The organism is candidate division WOR-3 bacterium, assembly GCA_029858255.1.
Taxonomy (GTDB): domain Bacteria; phylum Hydrothermota; class Tepidihabitantia; order SM23-42; family SM23-42; genus SM23-42.
This window is the reverse complement of the sequence record JAOUFJ010000011.1, coordinates 1-19,484: the sequence shown is the minus strand read 5'-3', so window position 1 is coordinate 19,484 and position 19,484 is coordinate 1. Positions and strand designations below refer to the sequence as shown.

The 19,484-nt window shown below is 47.6% G+C and carries 14 protein-coding genes; 3 read left to right on the top strand and 11 right to left on the bottom strand.

Features of this window, described 5'->3' with window-relative positions:
* The 6 genes from recF to secG all read right to left on the bottom strand — a co-directional run bounded on the left by recF (position 1) and on the right by secG (position 6,561).
* A complete protein-coding gene (gene recF / locus OEV79_06390) occupies positions 1-1,062 on the bottom strand; it encodes a DNA replication and repair protein RecF (GenBank protein MDH4211060.1) in 1,062 nt (353 codons plus the stop codon).
* A 58-nt stretch (positions 1,063-1,120) separates the two neighbouring features.
* Complete coding sequence (locus tag OEV79_06385) at positions 1,121-3,727, bottom strand: hypothetical protein (GenBank protein ID MDH4211059.1); 2,607 nt, start codon at positions 3,725-3,727, stop codon at positions 1,121-1,123.
* Between the two features lie 93 nt (positions 3,728-3,820).
* Complete coding sequence (gene rpoN / locus OEV79_06380; protein MDH4211058.1) at positions 3,821-5,203, bottom strand: RNA polymerase factor sigma-54; 1,383 nt, start codon at positions 5,201-5,203, stop codon at positions 3,821-3,823.
* A gap of 409 nt (positions 5,204-5,612) precedes the next feature.
* Complete coding sequence (gene rpmA, locus OEV79_06375) at positions 5,613-5,864, bottom strand: 50S ribosomal protein L27 (GenBank protein MDH4211057.1); 252 nt, start codon at positions 5,862-5,864, stop codon at positions 5,613-5,615.
* A gap of 20 nt (positions 5,865-5,884) precedes the next feature.
* Positions 5,885-6,196, bottom strand: coding sequence for a 50S ribosomal protein L21 (gene rplU, locus OEV79_06370; protein MDH4211056.1), 312 nt, complete (start codon positions 6,194-6,196; stop codon positions 5,885-5,887).
* Positions 6,196-6,561 carry a preprotein translocase subunit SecG gene (gene secG / locus OEV79_06365; protein MDH4211055.1) on the bottom strand — a complete coding sequence of 122 codons (366 nt, stop codon included), beginning with the start codon at positions 6,559-6,561 and terminating at the stop codon, positions 6,196-6,198. The genes rplU and secG overlap by 1 nt, the downstream gene beginning before the upstream one ends.
* 237 nt (positions 6,562-6,798) lie before the next feature.
* Here secG and OEV79_06360 point away from each other — a divergent pair, with 237 nt between their 5' ends.
* Positions 6,799-9,969 (top strand): hypothetical protein, encoded by a 3,171-nt coding sequence (locus OEV79_06360; protein MDH4211054.1) that lies wholly within the window; start codon positions 6,799-6,801, stop codon positions 9,967-9,969.
* A 155-nt stretch (positions 9,970-10,124) separates the two neighbouring features.
* Positions 10,125-11,807, top strand: a complete 1,683-nt coding sequence (locus OEV79_06355; protein MDH4211053.1) for a T9SS type A sorting domain-containing protein — start codon at positions 10,125-10,127, stop codon at positions 11,805-11,807.
* Positions 11,808-11,871: 64 nt separating this feature from the next.
* Here the strand turns inward: OEV79_06355 and tpiA are convergent, their stop codons facing one another.
* The 3 genes from tpiA to gap are packed head-to-tail and all read right to left on the bottom strand — an operon-like array spanning position 11,872 to position 14,782.
* Positions 11,872-12,594 (bottom strand): triose-phosphate isomerase, encoded by a 723-nt coding sequence (tpiA, locus tag OEV79_06350; protein MDH4211052.1) that lies wholly within the window; start codon positions 12,592-12,594, stop codon positions 11,872-11,874.
* On the bottom strand, positions 12,594-13,775 hold the full coding sequence (locus OEV79_06345) for a phosphoglycerate kinase (protein ID MDH4211051.1): 1,182 nt from the start codon (positions 13,773-13,775) through the stop codon (positions 12,594-12,596). The genes tpiA and OEV79_06345 overlap by 1 nt, the downstream gene beginning before the upstream one ends.
* Positions 13,775-14,782 carry a type I glyceraldehyde-3-phosphate dehydrogenase gene (gap, locus tag OEV79_06340; GenBank protein MDH4211050.1) on the bottom strand — a complete coding sequence of 336 codons (1,008 nt, stop codon included), beginning with the start codon at positions 14,780-14,782 and terminating at the stop codon, positions 13,775-13,777. Before gap ends, OEV79_06345 begins: the two co-directional genes overlap by 1 nt.
* Before the next feature lie 105 nt (positions 14,783-14,887).
* Here gap and murJ point away from each other — a divergent pair, with 105 nt between their 5' ends.
* Positions 14,888-16,450 (top strand): murein biosynthesis integral membrane protein MurJ, encoded by a 1,563-nt coding sequence (gene murJ / locus OEV79_06335; GenBank protein ID MDH4211049.1) that lies wholly within the window; start codon positions 14,888-14,890, stop codon positions 16,448-16,450.
* Between the two features lie 290 nt (positions 16,451-16,740).
* On the opposite strand, the gene OEV79_06330 is transcribed toward murJ, so the two are convergent.
* Entirely contained in the window at positions 16,741-18,579 is a 1,839-nt protein-coding gene (locus OEV79_06330) for a S8 family serine peptidase (protein MDH4211048.1), read from the bottom strand.
* The gene (locus tag OEV79_06325; GenBank protein MDH4211047.1) at positions 18,546-19,103 is read right to left on the bottom strand and encodes a hypothetical protein; all 558 of its coding nucleotides are present in this window, start codon (positions 19,101-19,103) and stop codon (positions 18,546-18,548) included. The genes OEV79_06330 and OEV79_06325 overlap by 34 nt, the downstream gene beginning before the upstream one ends.
* Between the last annotated feature and the right edge of the window lie 381 nt (positions 19,104-19,484).

The following is a 19,484-nucleotide window of genomic DNA, read 5'->3' as shown; positions in this document are numbered from 1 at the left end:
TCAGGAAATTTCAATTTCACCTCTCTCGATACGGAACATTCGACACTGCCGTCCGGAGACAGGATCGGGTTCAGGCGCCCGCGTACTGGCATAAAGGACCTGCCCCTGCAACAACCCCAACAGAATATCGCGCTTCATGGCATCGAGTTCGGCGCTAACCTCATCCAGCAGAAGAATAGGCCTCTCGCCCCGTGCACGGTACAACATCTCTGCCTCGGCCAACTTGAGCGAAATAGACGCCGCGCGCTCCTCACCTTCTGATGCGTAGTGCTGCATCGAATGACCGTTCAGTGAAAACAACAGATCATCACGGTGCGGTCCAACCACAGTTTGCCCACGGGCAATCTCCATTGGACGCACGCGCTTCAGTACTTGTTCGTTCAATTCCATGTCAGAACATTCAGTCTGATAGTCCATCTCTAGCTTCCGCAAATTGAAATTCGAGCCGAAGTCGGCGAATATCTGCCGCAGTTCAGGCAGCTTTGCCGCACGCCGCCGGTATATTTCGTTTCCACTGTTGATCAGCTGTTCATCAAAAACTTCAAAAAGCTTCCTGCTGCCATTCTCGCTGAGCGATTGGAGAAATCGATTTCTCTGTCGCACGATCTTACGATATTCAACGAGGGCAGCAACGTAGGCCGGAGATATTTTCGCAATCGTCCAATCCAAGAAATAGCGCCGTCTCGCCGGTGCACCGCGTACAATCCATATATCATCGATCGACATGATCGTGACTCCGAGCCAACCGATGAAATCGCTGATCCTCGGCACATTATTGCCGTCCAGCACGATCTTCTTTCTTGCAGCGTCAAGATAGACTGCAGCCCTACGACCGTTGCCGGCATCAGCCTCAACCCTCAGGAATTCCGCACCAAAACGTATCAGGCTGCGGTCCTCTTTTTCCCTGAATGATGATGCATTACATGCATAGTAAATGGCTTCAAGCAGGTTCGTCTTGCCCGCGCCATTGTCACCGATTATGTAGTTGAAGTCATCAGAGAAATCAATCTCCGCATCAACCAAGTTGCGAAACCCCTGGTATCTTACCCGTTTGAGTATCATGTATTTCTACACTTAATTATATACGCACACGCGCAAAAGTCAAGGCGGATTTGCCCCGTTAAAACGGCAATTTTGGGGATATTGCGAAGAATACCTTGAATTCCTCGGCCTTGGTCATCGCGATGCCAAATCTCGGTACGACCTGCAGAAAACCGAAACCGGTTTTTGTCTCGAGCCTTAGCTCTGTCCCGGCTGAATAGTATGTTGTGCCATTATCGGTCCAGGCAAAATCCGTGAAAACCGCCCAGAACAGGTCTTCAAAGTAAATGTTCGGATTCCAAAGACCGCCTCGCAACTTGAGCAGCCGGTGCCCATATTCCATAGTCATTACCAACGCCCGCGGGCTTTCGATCTGATCATAGCCACGTAAGTAGAATGCGGCGATGTCGGGATTATGTCGATCCACATAAGCATCTGAATGAAACCTCAACTCACCGCCAAACATGAACTGTCGCAAGCCCACCTGCAGACGCTGACCCCCGCGGTTGATCTCCGAACCCCATGCCTGTCTCTCAAAAGGAAAGGACATACGAACCGACAGCGATGTGTACGGGTAATGCATCGTTGCTGCAAATCCCGGTGCGAATTCCAGGCGTGTAGCGCCGTCAAAGACACGGCCGTCGATAAATAAATTCAGGCTCGAAATTCCGTATTCGAGATCCAGGTATGCCGGGTAAGCGACAGTGTACTCCAAAGCATTTCTGTAATCATAGAATAGAAAAACATCCAACGGAGAAAAAAATCTTGACTGCCACAGAAAATTGAAGAACATATCCTGTTCTCCGGGGTCCAGCGCAATGAAACCGCCATAGATATTTTCGTCGGTAGCATCTCCGCCGAGAAATAGCAAACCGTATGCCCACTCGCTGAGATCATCCTCCGTCGGAAGAATAAAGGGTATGCGAACTGAAGGTATGAGGGTCTTCGCGACATCGCCATAACCGCCAGGCCTGATCAACAATGGAGTATCATCAAAATCCGGTTTCGGCGAAGGCTCGTCTTCAACCCGTTCATATTTCACCGGCTCAAAGCCGGATGTGTAGATATCAAAGCCTTGTTCGGACAAGCCAAGGAAATACAGACCCTTATCGATGAGCACACCGTGATCAGCATATCCGCCATTCGTGAGTCGGTACAGAATACCATCCGTCAGATCGCACATGTATATTCCGTGACTCTCGTCATAGTTCGCAGTAAACAACAACGAATCGCCAATCAAGGTGATACTACCTTCTATCCAGGGGGTGGTAACCACCGGTACAAAATCGCCGGCTTCGAAGTCAAGCAGATAGATGTTCCAGTTTTCATAGTCATGACGCGCCACCACAGCGGTGTGTGCACGAGTCGCATCCATCTCGCCGACGAGCATATCGGTTTCGAGCAAACATGAGTTCTCATTCCCGTCATACACGCGGATCTCAGATCCGAAACCGTGAACCCGGTCACGGCTGTACAGGATACGACCACCCCGAAGAACACAGAAACTTCTAATATCGTCGGTAAGAAGAATACGGTCCTCGCCGGTATTCAAGTCGTACTCATGCAGGTTTGCCACAACACCGTAGCCAAGATAGTAAACGTTCGCGTATCCACTCATGAATTGCGGTGTTGTGTAGTACAATTTATTACCATATAATTTCAGCGGAGTAGTAATGGTATTCCTCAATGAAGTGACGATCTTCTCAACGCGGTTACGGCAATTGAATTCAACCAATTGAATAATGTTTCTCGCTTCGAAACCGTCCACCTTCGCCGGTCTGTATCTGACATAGTAGAACATGCTGTCTCTCGCCACAAGTGAATAGACATACCAGCCCTGGTTAGTTACGGGTACGCCTGCCTGTTCCCAATGGAGGAAGCGGTGTTGCTCGTACCGCTGCCATTCAGCGAAAAGCTGAGGCCATGATTTCCCAAATGACTTACGGGCGGCCAGATCCAGTCCCGTGAACGGAAAGATGCCGGACAATGGCGCCCAGAAATACGACCCGTACAGGTCAAAGAATTCGGAGAACTTATCCTCACCGTACTTTAGCGCAATGAAATCGAAGAGCTCACCGCCGTACAGGTAGTAAACACCGCCAGGAAAATCGAGCGGCGTATTCGTTGCCTCGATGATCGATGGCATAGCTCCAGCACGAACCCGAGTGCCGATATAGGAATCAAAGAAACCATCGTTCAACCGTCCCTCGTAGCGCGTGCTCTGAGATTCGCAATAAACCGTAATGCCTTCTGTTATCCAACCAGGAGAATATAGATCAGGAGCAAAGAGCGTTCCAAAAATACTTGTCAGCAGACCTGCAAGACCCCTCGCTCTTGAAAGATGAAGCATATGAGCATACTCGTGCACCGCGACAGTACGATACCAGCTCTCAACTCCCTCGGGACGGTATGCAAAACCTTGGGGGTGTGTGAAAATATGAATGTTATGAAAGATCGGATTTGCGAAACCGTTGCTCACCGCTCCCACATCTTCGATCACGACCGGGACGTTTCTCAGACCATCGCCGATGAGTGCCTGAACATCACCACCATAGTAATGAAGATTCTGCAGGGTGTGCAATGCTTCCCAGTAGTGGTCATCCTTATAGATTACGGTAAAATCATCAGTTTTTAGGGTCTTCCAGTCGAACCATCCGCAAAGAAACAGCAACACTATCGTTGTCATGATCAATTATAAGTGAGGCTCACGTTATTTCAAGTAGATGGTAGTATGTAAGCAGGTTTTTTTTTGGTGGCTGTAAATCTGTGGTTTTTCGCTTCAGCGGCCGCGGTATTGGTGTGTTGGAATACCCATCAAGTCACGGTATTTGGAAACTGTTCGCCTTGATATGACAATACCCTGTCGCCCCAACTTCTGGGAAATCTGCGTATCTGACAGCGGCGACGTCTTATCTTCGTTTTCCACTATTTCCTGTATTTTCTGGAATATAATACGTTTATCCGTATCCCCCAGGGGGGCGTTGAAAAAGAATTTCAACTTGTGAATACCCCGAGGCGACTCAATATACTTGTTTGCCAGCGCCCGTGAAATCGTCGATGGATTAACGCTCAGCTGTCGCGCAAATTCGGTCATCGTTATCGGTTTCAAATAACTATACCCCTTCTCAAAAAAATCGCGCTGGTACTCCAAAAGGTTATCGAGAATCCGGAGCATAGTTTTTCTGCGTTGCTCTATCGCCACAATTACGTGCTGAGCAGCGCGTGCCCGCTGTCTGATGAACTCAAGTTGCTCGCGCGGCACGCCCTTCGGGTTCTTCAACACCTCAACGTACTGGCGGCGCAGTCTGACACGGGGTACTGTATCATCATTGAGAGAAGCAACGAGGCGGTTATCACGCCAGCGTATCATGAAATCAGGGGACACGTACCCAGAAGCGACATTTGAATACCGCCAACCAGGTTTGGGATCGAGTTTGAGAACCATTTCACGCGCTTTGAGAAAACGTTCCTCGCTAATACCCAAGGCCTTAAGTATCTCAGCATAGCGATTGCTTCTCATGTCTTTCAGGTAATCACGTACGAGTATACATTCTACGGAGTCAGGCCCGCAACCCAATACCTGAAGCTGTACGAACAACGGTTCTTTTTTGTCCCGCCATGCACAGCCGACCGGATCGAAACACTGTATTCTTTTTATGATCCGCCGCACATCCTCCAACTCATTTCCCTCGCCCGCTATTTCCTCGGATGATGCCGACAAGTACCCATCATCTTCGATATTCGCGATAACTGAACGGGCGATCTCAAGATCCTGATCCTGAAATGCAGTAAACGCCTGCCGCAATAGGTAGTCACTCAATTTCTCACCCTGTGACGGGACATTATCCATTGGGTCGTAGTCTTCGATACTACTTTCGTAAACCGTACTCGGCGTATCGGCAAACAAATCGACAATATTGAGTTCTTCGATTTCTTTCAGGTCTTCGGGTTTGTCCTCATCGCCCGAACCCTCACCATCTTCTGATTCGGACGTCGCGTCCGGAGACATTTCTTCGAGCAGAGGGTTCGCTTCCAGTTCATGTCTGATATAGTTTTCGATCTCCAGGCTGGGCAGTTCTATCAATTTCAAATAATACTTCAGTGTGGGTAGTATATAGTGCCTCAGTTCGGGTCTGAACTGGAGTTCACTCCGTCGGTTCATGAAAAATCCCTTTGCGGTTATCCATAATCATATGTTAATTATAATAGCCAGATGTTAATTGTCAAGGAGCACCAGAACGTTTCGAACTTGAGAACGTAAGAGGTTGAGAAATTAATAAATAAGAAGTTAAGAAGATGAGATGCTGTCAAAAATAGAGGTTAAGAAATTGAGAGGCTTAATAAAGCAGAAGCTGAGAAGAGTAGGAGGTTAAGAAGATGAACAACGAAACGAAACTAACAATAATAACGGAAATAACGAAATTAACGGAAATAACGAACCAAGCGAAATTAACGATACTAACGATATTAACGCGACTGACGTCTTTATTTAAATTTCGCATTTCGAAATTCGCAATGTCGTATCAACGGGATTAACGAACTAACGAAATTAACGGGAGTAACGTTCTATGTTATGGTATTACCGAAACAACCCTGCGACCACCCTTTTTGTAGCCGTATTTGACCCTACCGCTACAAAGGGCGAACAAAGTGTAGTCGCTGGCAACGCCAACATTGACGCCAGCATGGATTGAGGTTCCTCTCTGACGCACCAACATGGTTCCGGTTTCTACCATCTGTCCATCGAATTTCTTCGCGCCCAGTCTCTTACCAGCAGAATCCCTTCCGTTTCTTGATGCACCAACACCTTTCTTATGCGCCATTCTAATCTCCTCGAATTATACTACTTAATGATATCCGTTATTTCAACTTCACAAAAATCCTGATGATGACCGCGCTTGCGCCGATACTTTTCCTTTCGTATGAATTTGAATACTACTATCTTTGGCAGACGGCCGCATTCTCTAATCACGCCCTTAACTTTTGCACCTTCAACAAAAGGCCGGCCAACAACGGTATCGCTGTTGTCTTTTATCATCATCACCTTGTCGAATTCGACCTCTTTGCCCTTCTCGCCAAGGTTTGCCTGGATCTTGATCCTCTCACCGCGCGTGACAACAAACTGAACTCCGTTAGTATTTATTACCGCAAACATTACTCGCCTCCCGGCACTTCTTGAGGAAATACTGCGCCTTCTTCGGGAACGAGCGGTTGCTCTTCAGGAACTCCCGTGCCCGGCTGCATTGGCATTTCTTGCATACCCTTTTCGACTGCAGTGGTTGGTCTTGGCCGGCGTGAAAGCAGCACAAGGGTCAACGATGTGAGAAAGAAGCCTATGGCCAGACCTGAGGTCAAACGAACAAAAAACGGGGTTGCACCCTTTCCTCCGAACAGGGATTCTGTGCCTCCACCTCCGCCAAATACGCTCGAAATTCCAGCACCTTTTGTTTGCTGCATCAGCACCACGACAATCAGTAGAATGCAGATCAACACGTGAAAAAACATTATCATGCCGTACATGAAGCCTCCTTATTCACCCGAAAATTCGGAATAATTCTCATATTCTATTATATATATTTTACCGCGCATGTCAAGAAGCCTGCTTCCCGCGTTTCCACGGTCCAGGATCGACAGGAAATCATTGACTGGAACCGCGTCGTTGGACAGTAAAGCGTTGAATACCCCGACGCAAGCTCAATCAACTTGACATAATCTGGTAACTGGCATATATTACTTCATCAGGATAACAAGTATACTATGATACTAAAAACGAAGCTTCAAACACCCCAGGTTAAGAGCAATACTGTTGAACGGGAACGCATTACCAGACTGCTAAAAAACAACATCGATAAGAAGTTGATCCTCATTAACGCTGGCGCCGGCTATGGCAAGACAACTCTACTTTCTCAATTCATTAAAAAAACAGATATGCCCTGCGTATTCTACCACCTTGAAGCCAGCGATTCGGAACTCGCGCTTTTCTTTTCCTATTTGACTACCGGTCTCAAGCAACTTCATTCCGGCTTTGGCCGCCGAATGGAGACCCTTCTAAGAACGCTCGCTCCATCCAGTGAACACATTGATATGATCGTCGGCACATTCATCAACGAATTTGATGAACACGTACCTGGCAACACGCTGGTCGTCCTGGATGATTACCACAATATAGACCCCTCGCACCAGATCGACAAGGCTCTGGATTACCTCCTACGTCATGCTCCAAAGAATCTTCACCTCATCATCGCTACGCGTCTGCAGCCCAATTTCCCCCTGACAAATCTTAAGGCGCGCAATGAACTCGTCGTACTGACAAATAATGACCTCACATTTAATCATAATGAAATCGATCAGTTATTCAAAAAAATTCATGGTATCTCGTTAGAAAAAGGAGAACTGCTTGCACTCGAAGAACATTCAGAGGGCTGGATCACCTCACTCCAGTTGATTATACAGGCAGCTGGAAAAGAACTCAGAGAAAGGCTAAAATCACACCTGCCATTATCTCAGCGCAAAGACTCCAGTGAATGGTGGTCAGACTACTTCAATTATTTCGCGCAGGAAATCTATGAGCACGAACCGCCAGGAGCACGGGATTTCATGGTCAGCGTCTCGATCCTTGAATGGTTGGACAACGATATCTGCAATGAAATCACCGATCGACGAAATTCCGGAGAGATTTTGCGTTTTTTAGAAAAAAGGAATGCTTTTGTTTCACGTATGCCCAACGGCCATTACCGATTCCATAATCTATTCCGAGATTTCCTTTTGTCAAAATGGCAAGATGTGGAGTTGAAGAAAAACAATCTTTTAAGAGCAGCAAACTATTTCCGTAATAAAGGACAAACAGGGCTTGCGATACCCTACTACATCGAGGCTGGAAGGCATATCCAAGCCGCCCGATTGATCCGTGAAGCTGGCTATGAAATGACGAATAGCGGCAAAAGTAGCACGGTTGCATCGCATATCGAAATGTTGCCAAAGAATACTCTGAATACCGATCCCGAATTGCTTATGGTTTATAGCTATGCTCAAATGTCTAACGGATATCCGAATGAGGCGATCGCCAACCTAACAAAGGCAATTCGTTTAATGAAAAAACAACGCAAGCGTTCAAAGAGCTTGGCTCAAGCATATTATGACTTAGGGTCTATCTATTTCAACCTGGGCCGTTTTGAGACCGCGAAGCGCAGGCTCATCAACGCATTGAAAACATCATCGACAAAACGCACCCTGTCAAATGCTGCTATGCTCAATTCACTGGGTTTGATATACTCCAAAGCAGGCGGCCGCAAACTGCGGGAAGCGATAGAATTTTTTGAAACAGCTTCAAGAATCGTGCGTACATTTCCCGAAAACAAAGGACTCGAAGCCAGTATCATAAATAACTGGGCAATGGCCGAAAGAAAATCGGGTAACTTGCATAGCGCTAACCAGAAGATCGCTACCGCTGTAGAGTTGCTAAAAAGAGAGGCTAACTTCTCTCCCCAATTTGGATCGATATTCTATAATGCAGTGCGTTTGAGTGTCGATCTGGGCAACAAAATCAAATCCGCTGCGATTCTTAAACTCGGCACGGAATTAACCGAAAGGTATAATGACACGGTTTCACTCGCCATTATCTGGCGCGGTTATGCAGTATACCATGAAGACCTGGGGGATTTGAACATGTCGATAACGTACCTGCGAAAAGCGGTTGACGTTTTTGAAAACCTCCATCTTGGCAGAATGCTTATCCTTGCGAACAAGGATCTATGCCGTATCTATACTAACCTCGAATATCTGACTGAAGCCGAGCAGAGCATCGCAGAGATCTGGAGGTTGAAAAAATCACGCGATGACGCAGATGCAGTATCGATACATATCATTGAAGCAAGGTTACGTATTGCGCAGAATAAACTACTTGACGCGGAAGACCTGCTGGCACGCGCCATCAAACTTGCGAGAAAGTACGCTTTGAAACATGAATTCTTTCTTGCCCTGCTGGAGTGGGCAAGACTGATGCATATTAAGGGCCGTGAAAGTGAAGTACTGAAAGCACTCAGACAAGCCGTTAGGCTGAGCGAGGACAATTCATATGACTACTCTCTCTCGAAATTTATGGAAGGAGAACAGTGGGCAATTGTCTTATTCATGACAACGGCAAAGACCTACACCTCAATGGTCCTAAAGCGCTGGAAGATTTCCCATCATCTTGTTGAAGTTTACCTGTTCGGCGCGCCTCGAATAGCAATTGACGGTAAAGAAATCGAATTTTGCGCATGGAAGACCTCGAAAGCGCTGAGACTATTCTGCTATATTTGTTCGCACCATCACAAAATGATATCGCGCGAAGTACTTATCGATGCCCTGTGGAAAAGCGCCTCTGCGAGCAGCGGGGCAAGGAATCTGCGCAAAGCAATGCACCACATACGCCAAGCATTAGGCACGGTGATCGCCTACAAAGATAATCCAGTCATATACAGAAACAAACGATACCAGCTCGCACCGGATTTTTCCGTACGGCTTGATGTCGAACAATTCGAAGATTTGATGAACAAATCGGATGTCCGCAATAAGGAAGATGAGCGAAATATAGCGAAGGCAATAAATCTTTATCAGAATGGCTATGCCAAAGGCTGGTACGATGACTGGATCGAAACAATGCGAAACTACTATGATAAAAAGTATGAAGAGAGTCTCGCGGTGATGGCCGATATCGCGCTACAACGCAAGAATTATCGCGAATCTGCTACATGGTACCACCGGCTTGTTGCCCATAATCCTTATGATGAGACATATCATAAGAAACTGTGGGGAGTTCTGGCAAAACTAGGAAAATGCAATGAAATAAGGAAGGATTTTAATGAACTCAAGAGGATCCTCAAGAAAGATCTGAAAACGTCACCACAACACCAGACCATCGCATATTATGAGAGCATTGTGAAGTAATCATCCAATATTTTTGACGTCTCCACTGACACCATTAAGAGAGAAGCACCCAACTAGTTTCACACTTATTTCACCTTTTCTGCAGAACATTTAGATATTAAAAGGCAAGCGCACGGTCTATTCCTGTGCATTCGTTACGCCTTTGGGAGGAAAATATGATAAGATATGTAGTTCTGGCACTGTTGTGTACAATAGCGTCGGCTTATTCCGGATCGGAAAACGTAAACTGGAACGTTGAAAGTGTAGCAAAAAGGTCTATGTATTTCTACCGTGAAGGTAGTCCAATCGACGAGATAAGTCCCATGTTCAGAATACGCGCCCCTGGGAGCAATATCCTCGTCTGCGAGCACGGCAATGTAGTTGCCGTCTTCTATGGCGCACCAACAAGTTTTCCGTACAACATGATAGAGCCCAGGATCGCCTATTCACTCACATCAGGCACCACGTGGAGTACATATGGCCCTTTTGGTTCTACCTACCGGATGCAAGGTGCTATGGATGGTCCTGCGAATTTCTGTCAAATCGGCGGACTGGTATTTATATGGAACGAGTGCACGTATAACTACAGTAATGTTTATGCCAATGCGATGTTCGAAGAGAACGTTCCTTCGGCTCCATCATTCTCAATACCCATAATGCTGCCTAATTGTCAGTCTCCAGTTATGTATCCATGGAATCCAGATATTTCGATGGCCCCGGATGATATCACAAGTCTTACGGCAACCGCCTGGAGCTTCCTTGGCAATCAATGGGCCTACTGTTGGATTTCGAATGACGGCGGGTACACATGGACTGACACCATCCCTATGGCTTTTATCACTCAGGATGGATCAAGTGGTTGCCTGTCACGCGGTGTCGACGATTACGTCTTATACGCTTATCTTGATTACTATGCTTTCACAGCGACCGATTCGACGATCTATCCATACTACATGGAATCAACGAATGGTGGCTACACCTGGGGTCCAGAGACACCTGTCCCAGGTGTGCCAGTGAACACCGGCTCGCAGTTCTGGTGGGGTGAGTTCGATTGTCTGGTTATAAACAACGAACCATGGTTGATCTATACCGATTTAGGGTATCCAGGCGGTAGACCGTACATCATACATGGAACAGGCAATCCAGGGAACTGGACATGGGAAATATGGGATGCCGTACAACTCGGAACCTGCTCACTGGCTATCGCCGACACAATCTTCTATTGCTACCCGAGCCTAAATCCAAACCTATCATATGATCCAATAAGTACCACTATTCTGGCAAGCTACAAAGCGTTCTATTATAAAGAATCCGCAGGAACTACATATTATAACGGAGCACACATCGGAGGCATTTACAGTTCCGACAACGGCACCAACTGGACCATTACCCAACCCTTATCAGATACCAATACTACACAAATCCCCTGGCAAAACTGGAATGCGACCGAGGTTGCGTATCGGCTTGTTAATATCACTGGTGACGTCTGGGCATACGGAATATGGGTGCACGGCGTTGAGGAAATGCTGTATTCTGAGCGAGGTAAAGTGAAATCATTCTTGCCCCTTGCCGTCAATGAAAACAACGAAGGCCGCATTCTGAATGCTCATTTACGTGTAACTCCGAGCATATCCAGAGACAGGGCACGCATTGAATTCATTTTGGCGAATCCTGGTTGGGTAGAAATCGACCTGTATGATATACGTGGCCGACTACTCAGTAATATCCACCAGGGTAACTTTTCCGGGGGATATCACTCTATCGATCTAAACAATAACGATCTGCCAAACGGGATTTATTTTGTATCCTTTCACAATGAATCTGGTACAATTACACGAAAATTCGTGCTGGTGCGATAGAATATCTTTTTGTCAAAAGCCGTCAGGATTTATAGTAGATCCTTTGGGATTATCCAAGCACAGCTCATTGATATTTGACGATTCTTGCGAAGCTCTCCGGCTTGAGACTGGCACCACCTACGAGGACACCCTGTATCTCATCCTCTTTCATCAAAATGTCGATGTTATCCGGTTTCACACTGCCACCATAGAGAATTGTGCTCGGTTTTTTGAGCATGCCACGAATGAACTTATGAACTTCGACTGCCTGCTCGGGTGTTGCGGTTTTCCCAGTTCCGATCGCCCATACCGGTTCATAGGCGAATATGATCTTGTGTGCTTCATTCTCGATACCCTTAAGGCCTTCACTGATCTGTCTCTGGATCACGTTCTCCGTTGCACCTGATTCCCTCTCCTGCTCCGTCTCGCCCATGCAGAATATCGGTATCAAGCCGATCTCGAGCGCAACCTTGAGCTTTTTGTTTATCATCTCGTCGGATTCACCCATTATGTGCCGACGTTCAGAATGACCGAGAATGACATACTCGCAGCCCAAAGACTTTAGGAACAAACCCGAAATCTCGCCAGTGTATGCACCGCTGCGCTCCCAGTGCATGTTCTGTGCGCCGAGTTTGAATCTGGTGTTGCGTATCAGCTCACAAACCGATGCCAGCGATGTGAAAGGCGGTATCACAATGACGATCCTGTTCTTAATATCACCGACCGATTTCATCACTTCCTGCACAAGAGTTCTTGATTCAGCCGGGTCTTTGTTCATCTTCCAGTTACCGGCAATTATCGGTTCCATTATTTCTCCTTCAGTGCTTCTATCCCGGGCAGCTTCTTACCTTCCAGAAATTCCAGAGAGGCTCCACCCCCGGTCGAAGCGTGGCTCACGGCTTTTACGAGGTCGAATTTTTTAAGCGCCGCTATCGTATCACCGCCGCCCACGATCGAAACCGCTCCTGCTTTGGTAGCGGTCGCAACTGCTTTGGCGACAAACTCTGTACCCTTTGCGAAACCGCTGATCTCAAAGATACCCATCGGACCATTCCAGACGATTGTTTTTGCTTCCTTAATGAAATCGATTATCTGAGCAACGGATTTCGCGCCGATATCGACTCCCATGAAATCGTCCGGTATGGCGCTCGCTGCAACGGTCTGTGTTGGATTACCTGCCTTGGCTTCCTTGACAATCAGAACATCTTCGGGCAAATACACCTTCGGGTTGTTCAATGCGGCTTCTGCCTCTTTCAGGAATTCCTCTTCACACAGGGATCTGCCAATACCATAACCCTTGGCCCTGTAAAAAGTAAAACACATACCGCCGCCGATGACAAGTTTGTCTACCGTATTCAAGAGATTCTTGATGACCCCGATCTTTGTCGATACCTTTGCCCCGCCGATGATCGCGAGCAACGGACGTTTGGGCTCCCGAAGCGCACCATCGAGATACTGGAGTTCCTTCTCCATGAGCAAACCTGCCGCCGGTTCGTTGAAGTTATATGTGATGCCGTCAACCGAAGCATGAGCGCGGTGGGCAGCACCAAAGGCGTCATTTACGTACAGATCGGCAACTGAAGCAAGCTCGCACGCAAAACCTTCATCATTCTTGGTCTCTTCGATGTGAAATCTCAGATTCTCGAGCAGGAGAACATCCCCGGGCCTCATTTCTGCCGCTAGCTTTTTGACTTCGTCGCCGATGCAATCCCTAACAAAACGGACATCGCGGTTCAAGAGCATCTCAAGACGATGGGCTACGGGCTCAAGACTGAGTTTCGCATCAACCTTACCTTTTGGACGACCCAAGTGACTGGCAATTATCGGCATACCGCCCCTATCGATTATGTAATTTATCGTTGGTAAGGCCGCCTTGATCCTTGTATCATCTGCAATATTCAAATTCTCGTCGAGCGGGACATTGAAGTCCACCCGCACGAAGACTCTCTTGCCAGCAAGTTCCAGGTCTTCTACCGACAATTTTGCCATCACTCTCTCCCGATGACATATTCGAACAGATCAACCGTGCGTGCCGAGTACCCGTATTCATTATCATACCAGCCAAAGACCTTGACAATGTTGCCGATAACAAGTGTCAACTCGGAATCGAATATTGAAGAGTATGGATTGCCAATGAAATCCGACGAAACGAGCGGTTCATCACAATACATGAGAATGCCCTTCAAATTACCATCAGCGGCTTTCTTGAACGCACCATTCACTTCATCCTTGGTCGTCTCGCGTTCTAATTCAGCGACGAAATCGACAACCGAAACATCCGGTATCGGCACCCTTATCGCGACGGCATCGAGTTTCCCCTTCAGGTCAGGGAATAACTCCACAATAGCTTTCGCCGCGCCGGTAGATGTAGGAATCATAGAAACTGCTGCTGCTCTTGCGCGTCGCAGATCCTTATGCGGGAGATCAAGAATCCGCTGGTCATTAGTGTACGCATGGGTCGTTGTCATCAAACCCTTGCGGATTTTGAAATTCTCGTGTAGGACCTTGACAATCGGAGCGAAGCAGTTTGTCGTGCATGAAGCATTGGAGAATATCATATGCTTCTTCGGGTCATATGAACCATGATTAACGCCCATTACAAAACCTGGAATCTTTGGCTCGCCTTTACCTGGCGCTGAAAGTATCACGCGCTTGGCGCCACCTTTGATATGCAACTCTGCCTTGCCATATTCACGGAATTTCCCCGTTGCTTCCAGCACATAATCAACACCCAGCTCTTTCCAAGGCAATTTTGATGGGTCTTTTTCAGCATAAACCTTATATTCTTTTCCGTTCACGACCAGTGCACTGTCTCCAGCCTTCACATCGGCATCAAAAGTCCGGTGAACCGAGTCGTATTTCAGTAAGTAGGCAAGAGTTTTTGCATCGGTAATATCGTTTATTGCCGCGATCTCAAATTTATCACTCTTGTACCCGATCCTGAAGAATAACCGACCAATACGGCCAAAGCCATTGATCCCAACTTTCGCTTTCATAGTAGCCTCCTGCCGGTATTATAGCCACATAACTTTGAAAGTCAATGAAAAACAGAGGAATAATACTGACATTGACATAGAATTCAGATTCTGTATAATGAAGAAATGGCCGATATCACGAAAGGTGTGAGGGCATTTACCATCGGCACGGCTATCAGCCGGGTATTTGGGTTAATCAGGGAATCGGTATTTGCCTATCTCTACGGCGCTGGACGGTCAACAGACGCCTTTGTCGCAGCGTTCCGTATCCCGAATCTCTTACGGGATCTCTTTGCCGAAACCGCACTCTCAGCAGCTTTTGTGCCGGTTCTAACGGCCGAGAAACAAAAGGGCAAAGAGCAGCAAAACCTGCTTGCCAGCAACATATTTAATATTCTACTCATCACGGTAGGCGCCATCGTTCTCCTTGGCATTATCTTCGCGCCGTACCTCGTTAAGATCATTACATTCGGCTTCGGGAATGTACCTGACAAACAGGCGCTTACGACCAGCCTGGCAGTCATCATGTTTCCTTTTCTTCTCTTTGTCGCGCTTGCCGCCTGGGCTATGGGTTATCTCAACACCGAACGAGAGTTTTTTGCCCCTTCTGTGGCACCTGCGTTTCTGAATATCATATCAATAGCCATACCATTACTTTCTTTTTCCTATTTTGTCACACGAGGTACCGACCCAATATACGCGATGGCATACGGTATTTTGATCGGCGGGCTGATACAGTTTCTGATACAGGTGCCGGTTCTCTTTGCCAAGGGTTTTCACTACAAACTATATATTAATTTTCGTGACCCGACACTGCGAAAAATTCTCGTGCTCTTCGTCCCGGTTGCGCTCGGGCTTGCTGCATCACGCATCAACGTAGCCGTCGACACTTTTCTCATTTCATTTCTCGAAGAAAGAAGCATGACGTGGCTCAACTATGCATTCCGTATCATGCATCTTCCACTCGGTCTCTTCGGTGTTGCGGTAGGCACTGTAGCACTGCCGACCTTATCACAACACGTGGCTGAGAAGAAATTCGACGCAGCGCGGTCGACGCTTTTCGATTCTCTCCAGCTCGTTTTCTTTCTTACTGTTACAACATCAGTGATCATAGCAATACTCGCCCATCCAATAACACGATTGATATATGAAAGAGGACAGTTCACACCTTTTGACACGCAAGCCACAACGCAGGCACTCATTCTCTATATAATCGGTGTACCCTTCATTGCCGGCATAAGAAACGTTGCCGCAGTATTTTATGCATACCACGACGCAAGAACACCGATGTACGCGAGCTTCATTTCAGTCGGTCTGCATGTCATAATCAGCCTGGGGTTGATGCGTATCATCGGTTTCCGCGCATTCCCGCTGGCCACGACGATATCTTCATTTGTAAATCTCGCGATATTAATGCACAAGCTTCCCGCGAAAATAGGTAAATATGAATTCTCCCCGCTCGTAGACTACTTCATGCGGCTGCTCATCGCGTCAATTGTGGGAGGATTTGCAGGCATTCTGTTGAACAGAATACTCAATGGTATTTTCGGTATCTCGTTCCTGGCGCAGGTCCTGAACCTCGGAGTGAGCGGCTCTGCAGCCATGGCTGTATGTTACTTAACCTGCATACTGATGGGCGTGACCGAAGCAAAAGACTACATTAAAAGATTGTTCCGCAGACATAAATAAAACGAGAAGACACTTCCGCTGTGCGGCCTGAAGACATGCATACGCTGAAGTTATGTCGCTTCGCTCCTGAAGACACGCTGCGCTGATGCATAGGGCATGGAGCATAGCGGGAAAACATAAGAGAAGTTAGGAAGATGAGAGACGAAATTAACGCTATTAACGAGATTAGCGATACTAACGAAATTAACGAGAGTAACGAAACTAACAGGAATAACGAGACTAACGAAATCAACGGTTGTCGTTCTAAAACGAAGGGCGCGGCATGGCCGCGCCCCAGTCTTTCAGTATTCTTACCGCACCCAGACGACCTTGGACATTCCGGAAAGATCACCTGTCTGCGTCCTGATGAAATAGATGCCCGATGCAAATCTATCAAGGTCGATCATCAATTCACCAGAGCCGTCCAGCAACCCATAATCCTCGTCGTCGACCATGCGCCCCATCGTGTCGTATATCTGAACCCGTAACCGAGTCTGTTCCCCGAACGAGTAAGATAACCTGTATGGATGCGAATAAGAAACGAAGGGATAGATACTGATACTCTTCGTCCTGCTTATGACAGACGATTCCATCACGCCCGTGCCTACCAGATCGCCGGTGATGACGAGGGCAAACGGTTGTGGACCATATGGGCAGTTCGGTGCTGAAACCCGAATCGTCCAATTACCCGATGTTGGGTTGTCAACACGCACGCATTCCTCAACATTCAGACTGTCATGATCACCTCCGGTGATCGACTGTCCACCCGAGTATACATTGCCTTTGTACTGATTATTACCCGGATCCGTAACCAGCAGATTCAGGTTATTGACCAACTTGATACCTGCACCTCCACTGCCAGGATAATCGGTCCACACCAATGCTACACGGAACGGTTCAGTATTCGATACTACATTATATGTATATTCGATGTACTGACCGGTCGATAAACCAGTTTGGTTGTCCACGACCGCCAGGTCCTTCGTGTCGCCGCCAAAATGAAGGACACTATCAAGGTCAACGCGGCCCCAGCCAACATTGTAGTCCGGCACAGTGTAACCGCTCATATTCCGGTCCGCGCTGTTGACAAGCATAGCCTTAAGCAGTGCCGCAGACGGTATTAGCGAATCAGCGGGGTTTACAGAACCTGAGGGATACCATCCATCGACAAAGTACTGGCGCACAAGGACTGCGCTTCCAGCGGCGCTGGGCGAGGCCATGCTCGTACCATCCATTATCGTATAATTCACATCGCCCGCACCATTGACTGACGTGACCGTCTGTCCGGGTGTAAGGATAGTTGGTTTGATCCGTCCATCCTGGGTCGGTCCGCGGCTCGAGAAGTAATAGATGCTGCTGCACTGTGCACCGTTTCTCGTCCCACCAACCGAAACACAATTCTTGGCAGTTGCCGGCGAGCCGACAGTCATCGCGGACGGTCCGTCATTACCGTTTGAGAAGAACAACAGAAAATCTTTGTACAAATACATGAAATAATCGACGGTCATGGCCTCTGATGTATACTGGCCGTTAACCGAATTGCCCCAGGAGTTTGTCATGATCTTTACGCTTCCGGCCGCGTTACCGGTGTATGGAAGGATGAAAAGCTCGTAAAGATTGGATGGAATATAGACGCAGCCTAGAGATCCACCACCGTCACAGAAATACAGCCGGCTGTCTATGGCCACACCATCATAAGTGCTCGGACTTCCCATTACATCATCATTTCCGAGAGCAGTACCCGACACATGACTGCCGTGGCAGTAATTGCACAGTTCATCACCAAAATCGGCATATCCCGCACCATAAGAGTTTGCTGGTTTATAAGCGACTATCTTGCGGTCAGATGGATAATCGCCCCAGGTCGTGAGCCAGCTCGAGGATGTGCTGCGGAAGGCGTAATGCGAAGTGCGCACACCACTGTCACATATGCTCAGAAGTTGCCCCTCACCGGTAATCCCCATATCCCAGATACGCCGGTTCTGGGAAGTGGCCGTCTGGACAACCCACTGGACACTTGCGTTGTGCGGTTCCATTTTGTGCCACGGTTCGATCCAGTTAACTGTCTCAATGTTAGCAATCCTGGGAACGAGAGACAGGTCAATATCAAATCTTATTATCCCGAACAAATCGCTTGATGCCACGTCCACGATCCGTCCCCGAGAGATTCCAGCTCGTCCATTACTACACCCAACTCCGCGTCCGGATAGACCAGCAGGGTAACTTCGTGACTGCCCCTCAACTCGTTAAACTCTTCCTGACCGGAGAGCTTGTATGCAGGCTGGTAAATGCCTATCCAATCGACAAACCCTAACCGTTCAACCTCACTCTTCGCGGCGTCGTTCATCTTAACCAGAAAAGCATAGTTGGGAATATAGGAGTACACTCGCGCACCTGTCGCCTCGATCTGTGAGCGGTACAGATGATGTACCGGTCCACTGCAGTGCACGATGTAGTATTCTGAATGCGCACGCGTGAGATCAGCCGGCAGTTCTGGCTCGCCTGTATGAATATCGAAAGAGATTCCATTAGATAAATAAAGCACATTTGCATCACCACTTGGTGCGGGTGTGTACTCATGAATGGTCCCACCTGCAACCACTCCATAAAGACCTTCGTACGCTGGACTCAGCGTCACGATCATACTTAGAAATAGAACCAGCAATTTGAGCATCGCAACTCCTTTCGTCAAAAATGGTTTTTGGTTATTAGGTTTAGCTACCGGTATGGTACTTGGTTTTTGGGTTAATGGTTTGTAACCAGAGACCAAGCCCTATAACAATACAGGCAGCTACAACAAACAACCTATAACTTTGTTATTAGGTTGGGGCTAGGATGCTGGACATCGATAGGGTATAGTATCCAGCCTCCTAACCCAAACCCTTAGACCATGGCTATTTAAGTAAAACGGTCTTCTTGACCTGGCGGGAGTCGGGGGTCTCCAACCGCACAAAGTAAACACCCGCCGGCACCTGACGACCCTGGTCATCAAGACCATTCCAATGGACCGTATAGTAACCAGGTTCACTCATGCCCTCGGCGAGTGCGGATATTA

Bases quoted from the DNA above. Each gene is read 5' to 3' on its own strand.
- recF (MDH4211060.1), bottom strand. From the start codon at position 1,062: ATGATACTCAAACGGGTAAGATACCAGGGGTTTCGCAACTTGGTTGAT.
- OEV79_06385 (MDH4211059.1), bottom strand. From the start codon at position 3,727: ATGACAACGATAGTGTTGCTGTTTCTTTGCGGATGGTTCGACTGGAAG.
- rpoN (MDH4211058.1), bottom strand. From the start codon at position 5,203: ATGAACCGACGGAGTGAACTCCAGTTCAGACCCGAACTGAGGCACTAT.
- rpmA (MDH4211057.1), bottom strand. From the start codon at position 5,864: ATGGCGCATAAGAAAGGTGTTGGTGCATCAAGAAACGGAAGGGATTCT.
- rplU (MDH4211056.1), bottom strand. From the start codon at position 6,196: ATGTTTGCGGTAATAAATACTAACGGAGTTCAGTTTGTTGTCACGCGC.
- secG (MDH4211055.1), bottom strand. From the start codon at position 6,561: ATGTACGGCATGATAATGTTTTTTCACGTGTTGATCTGCATTCTACTG.
- OEV79_06360 (MDH4211054.1), top strand. From the start codon at position 6,799: ATGATACTAAAAACGAAGCTTCAAACACCCCAGGTTAAGAGCAATACT.
- OEV79_06355 (MDH4211053.1), top strand. From the start codon at position 10,125: ATGATAAGATATGTAGTTCTGGCACTGTTGTGTACAATAGCGTCGGCT.
- tpiA (MDH4211052.1), bottom strand. From the start codon at position 12,594: ATGGAACCGATAATTGCCGGTAACTGGAAGATGAACAAAGACCCGGCT.
- OEV79_06345 (MDH4211051.1), bottom strand. From the start codon at position 13,775: ATGGCAAAATTGTCGGTAGAAGACCTGGAACTTGCTGGCAAGAGAGTC.
- gap (MDH4211050.1), bottom strand. From the start codon at position 14,782: ATGAAAGCGAAAGTTGGGATCAATGGCTTTGGCCGTATTGGTCGGTTA.
- murJ (MDH4211049.1), top strand. From the start codon at position 14,888: ATGGCCGATATCACGAAAGGTGTGAGGGCATTTACCATCGGCACGGCT.
- OEV79_06325 (MDH4211047.1), bottom strand. From the start codon at position 19,103: ATGCTCAAATTGCTGGTTCTATTTCTAAGTATGATCGTGACGCTGAGT.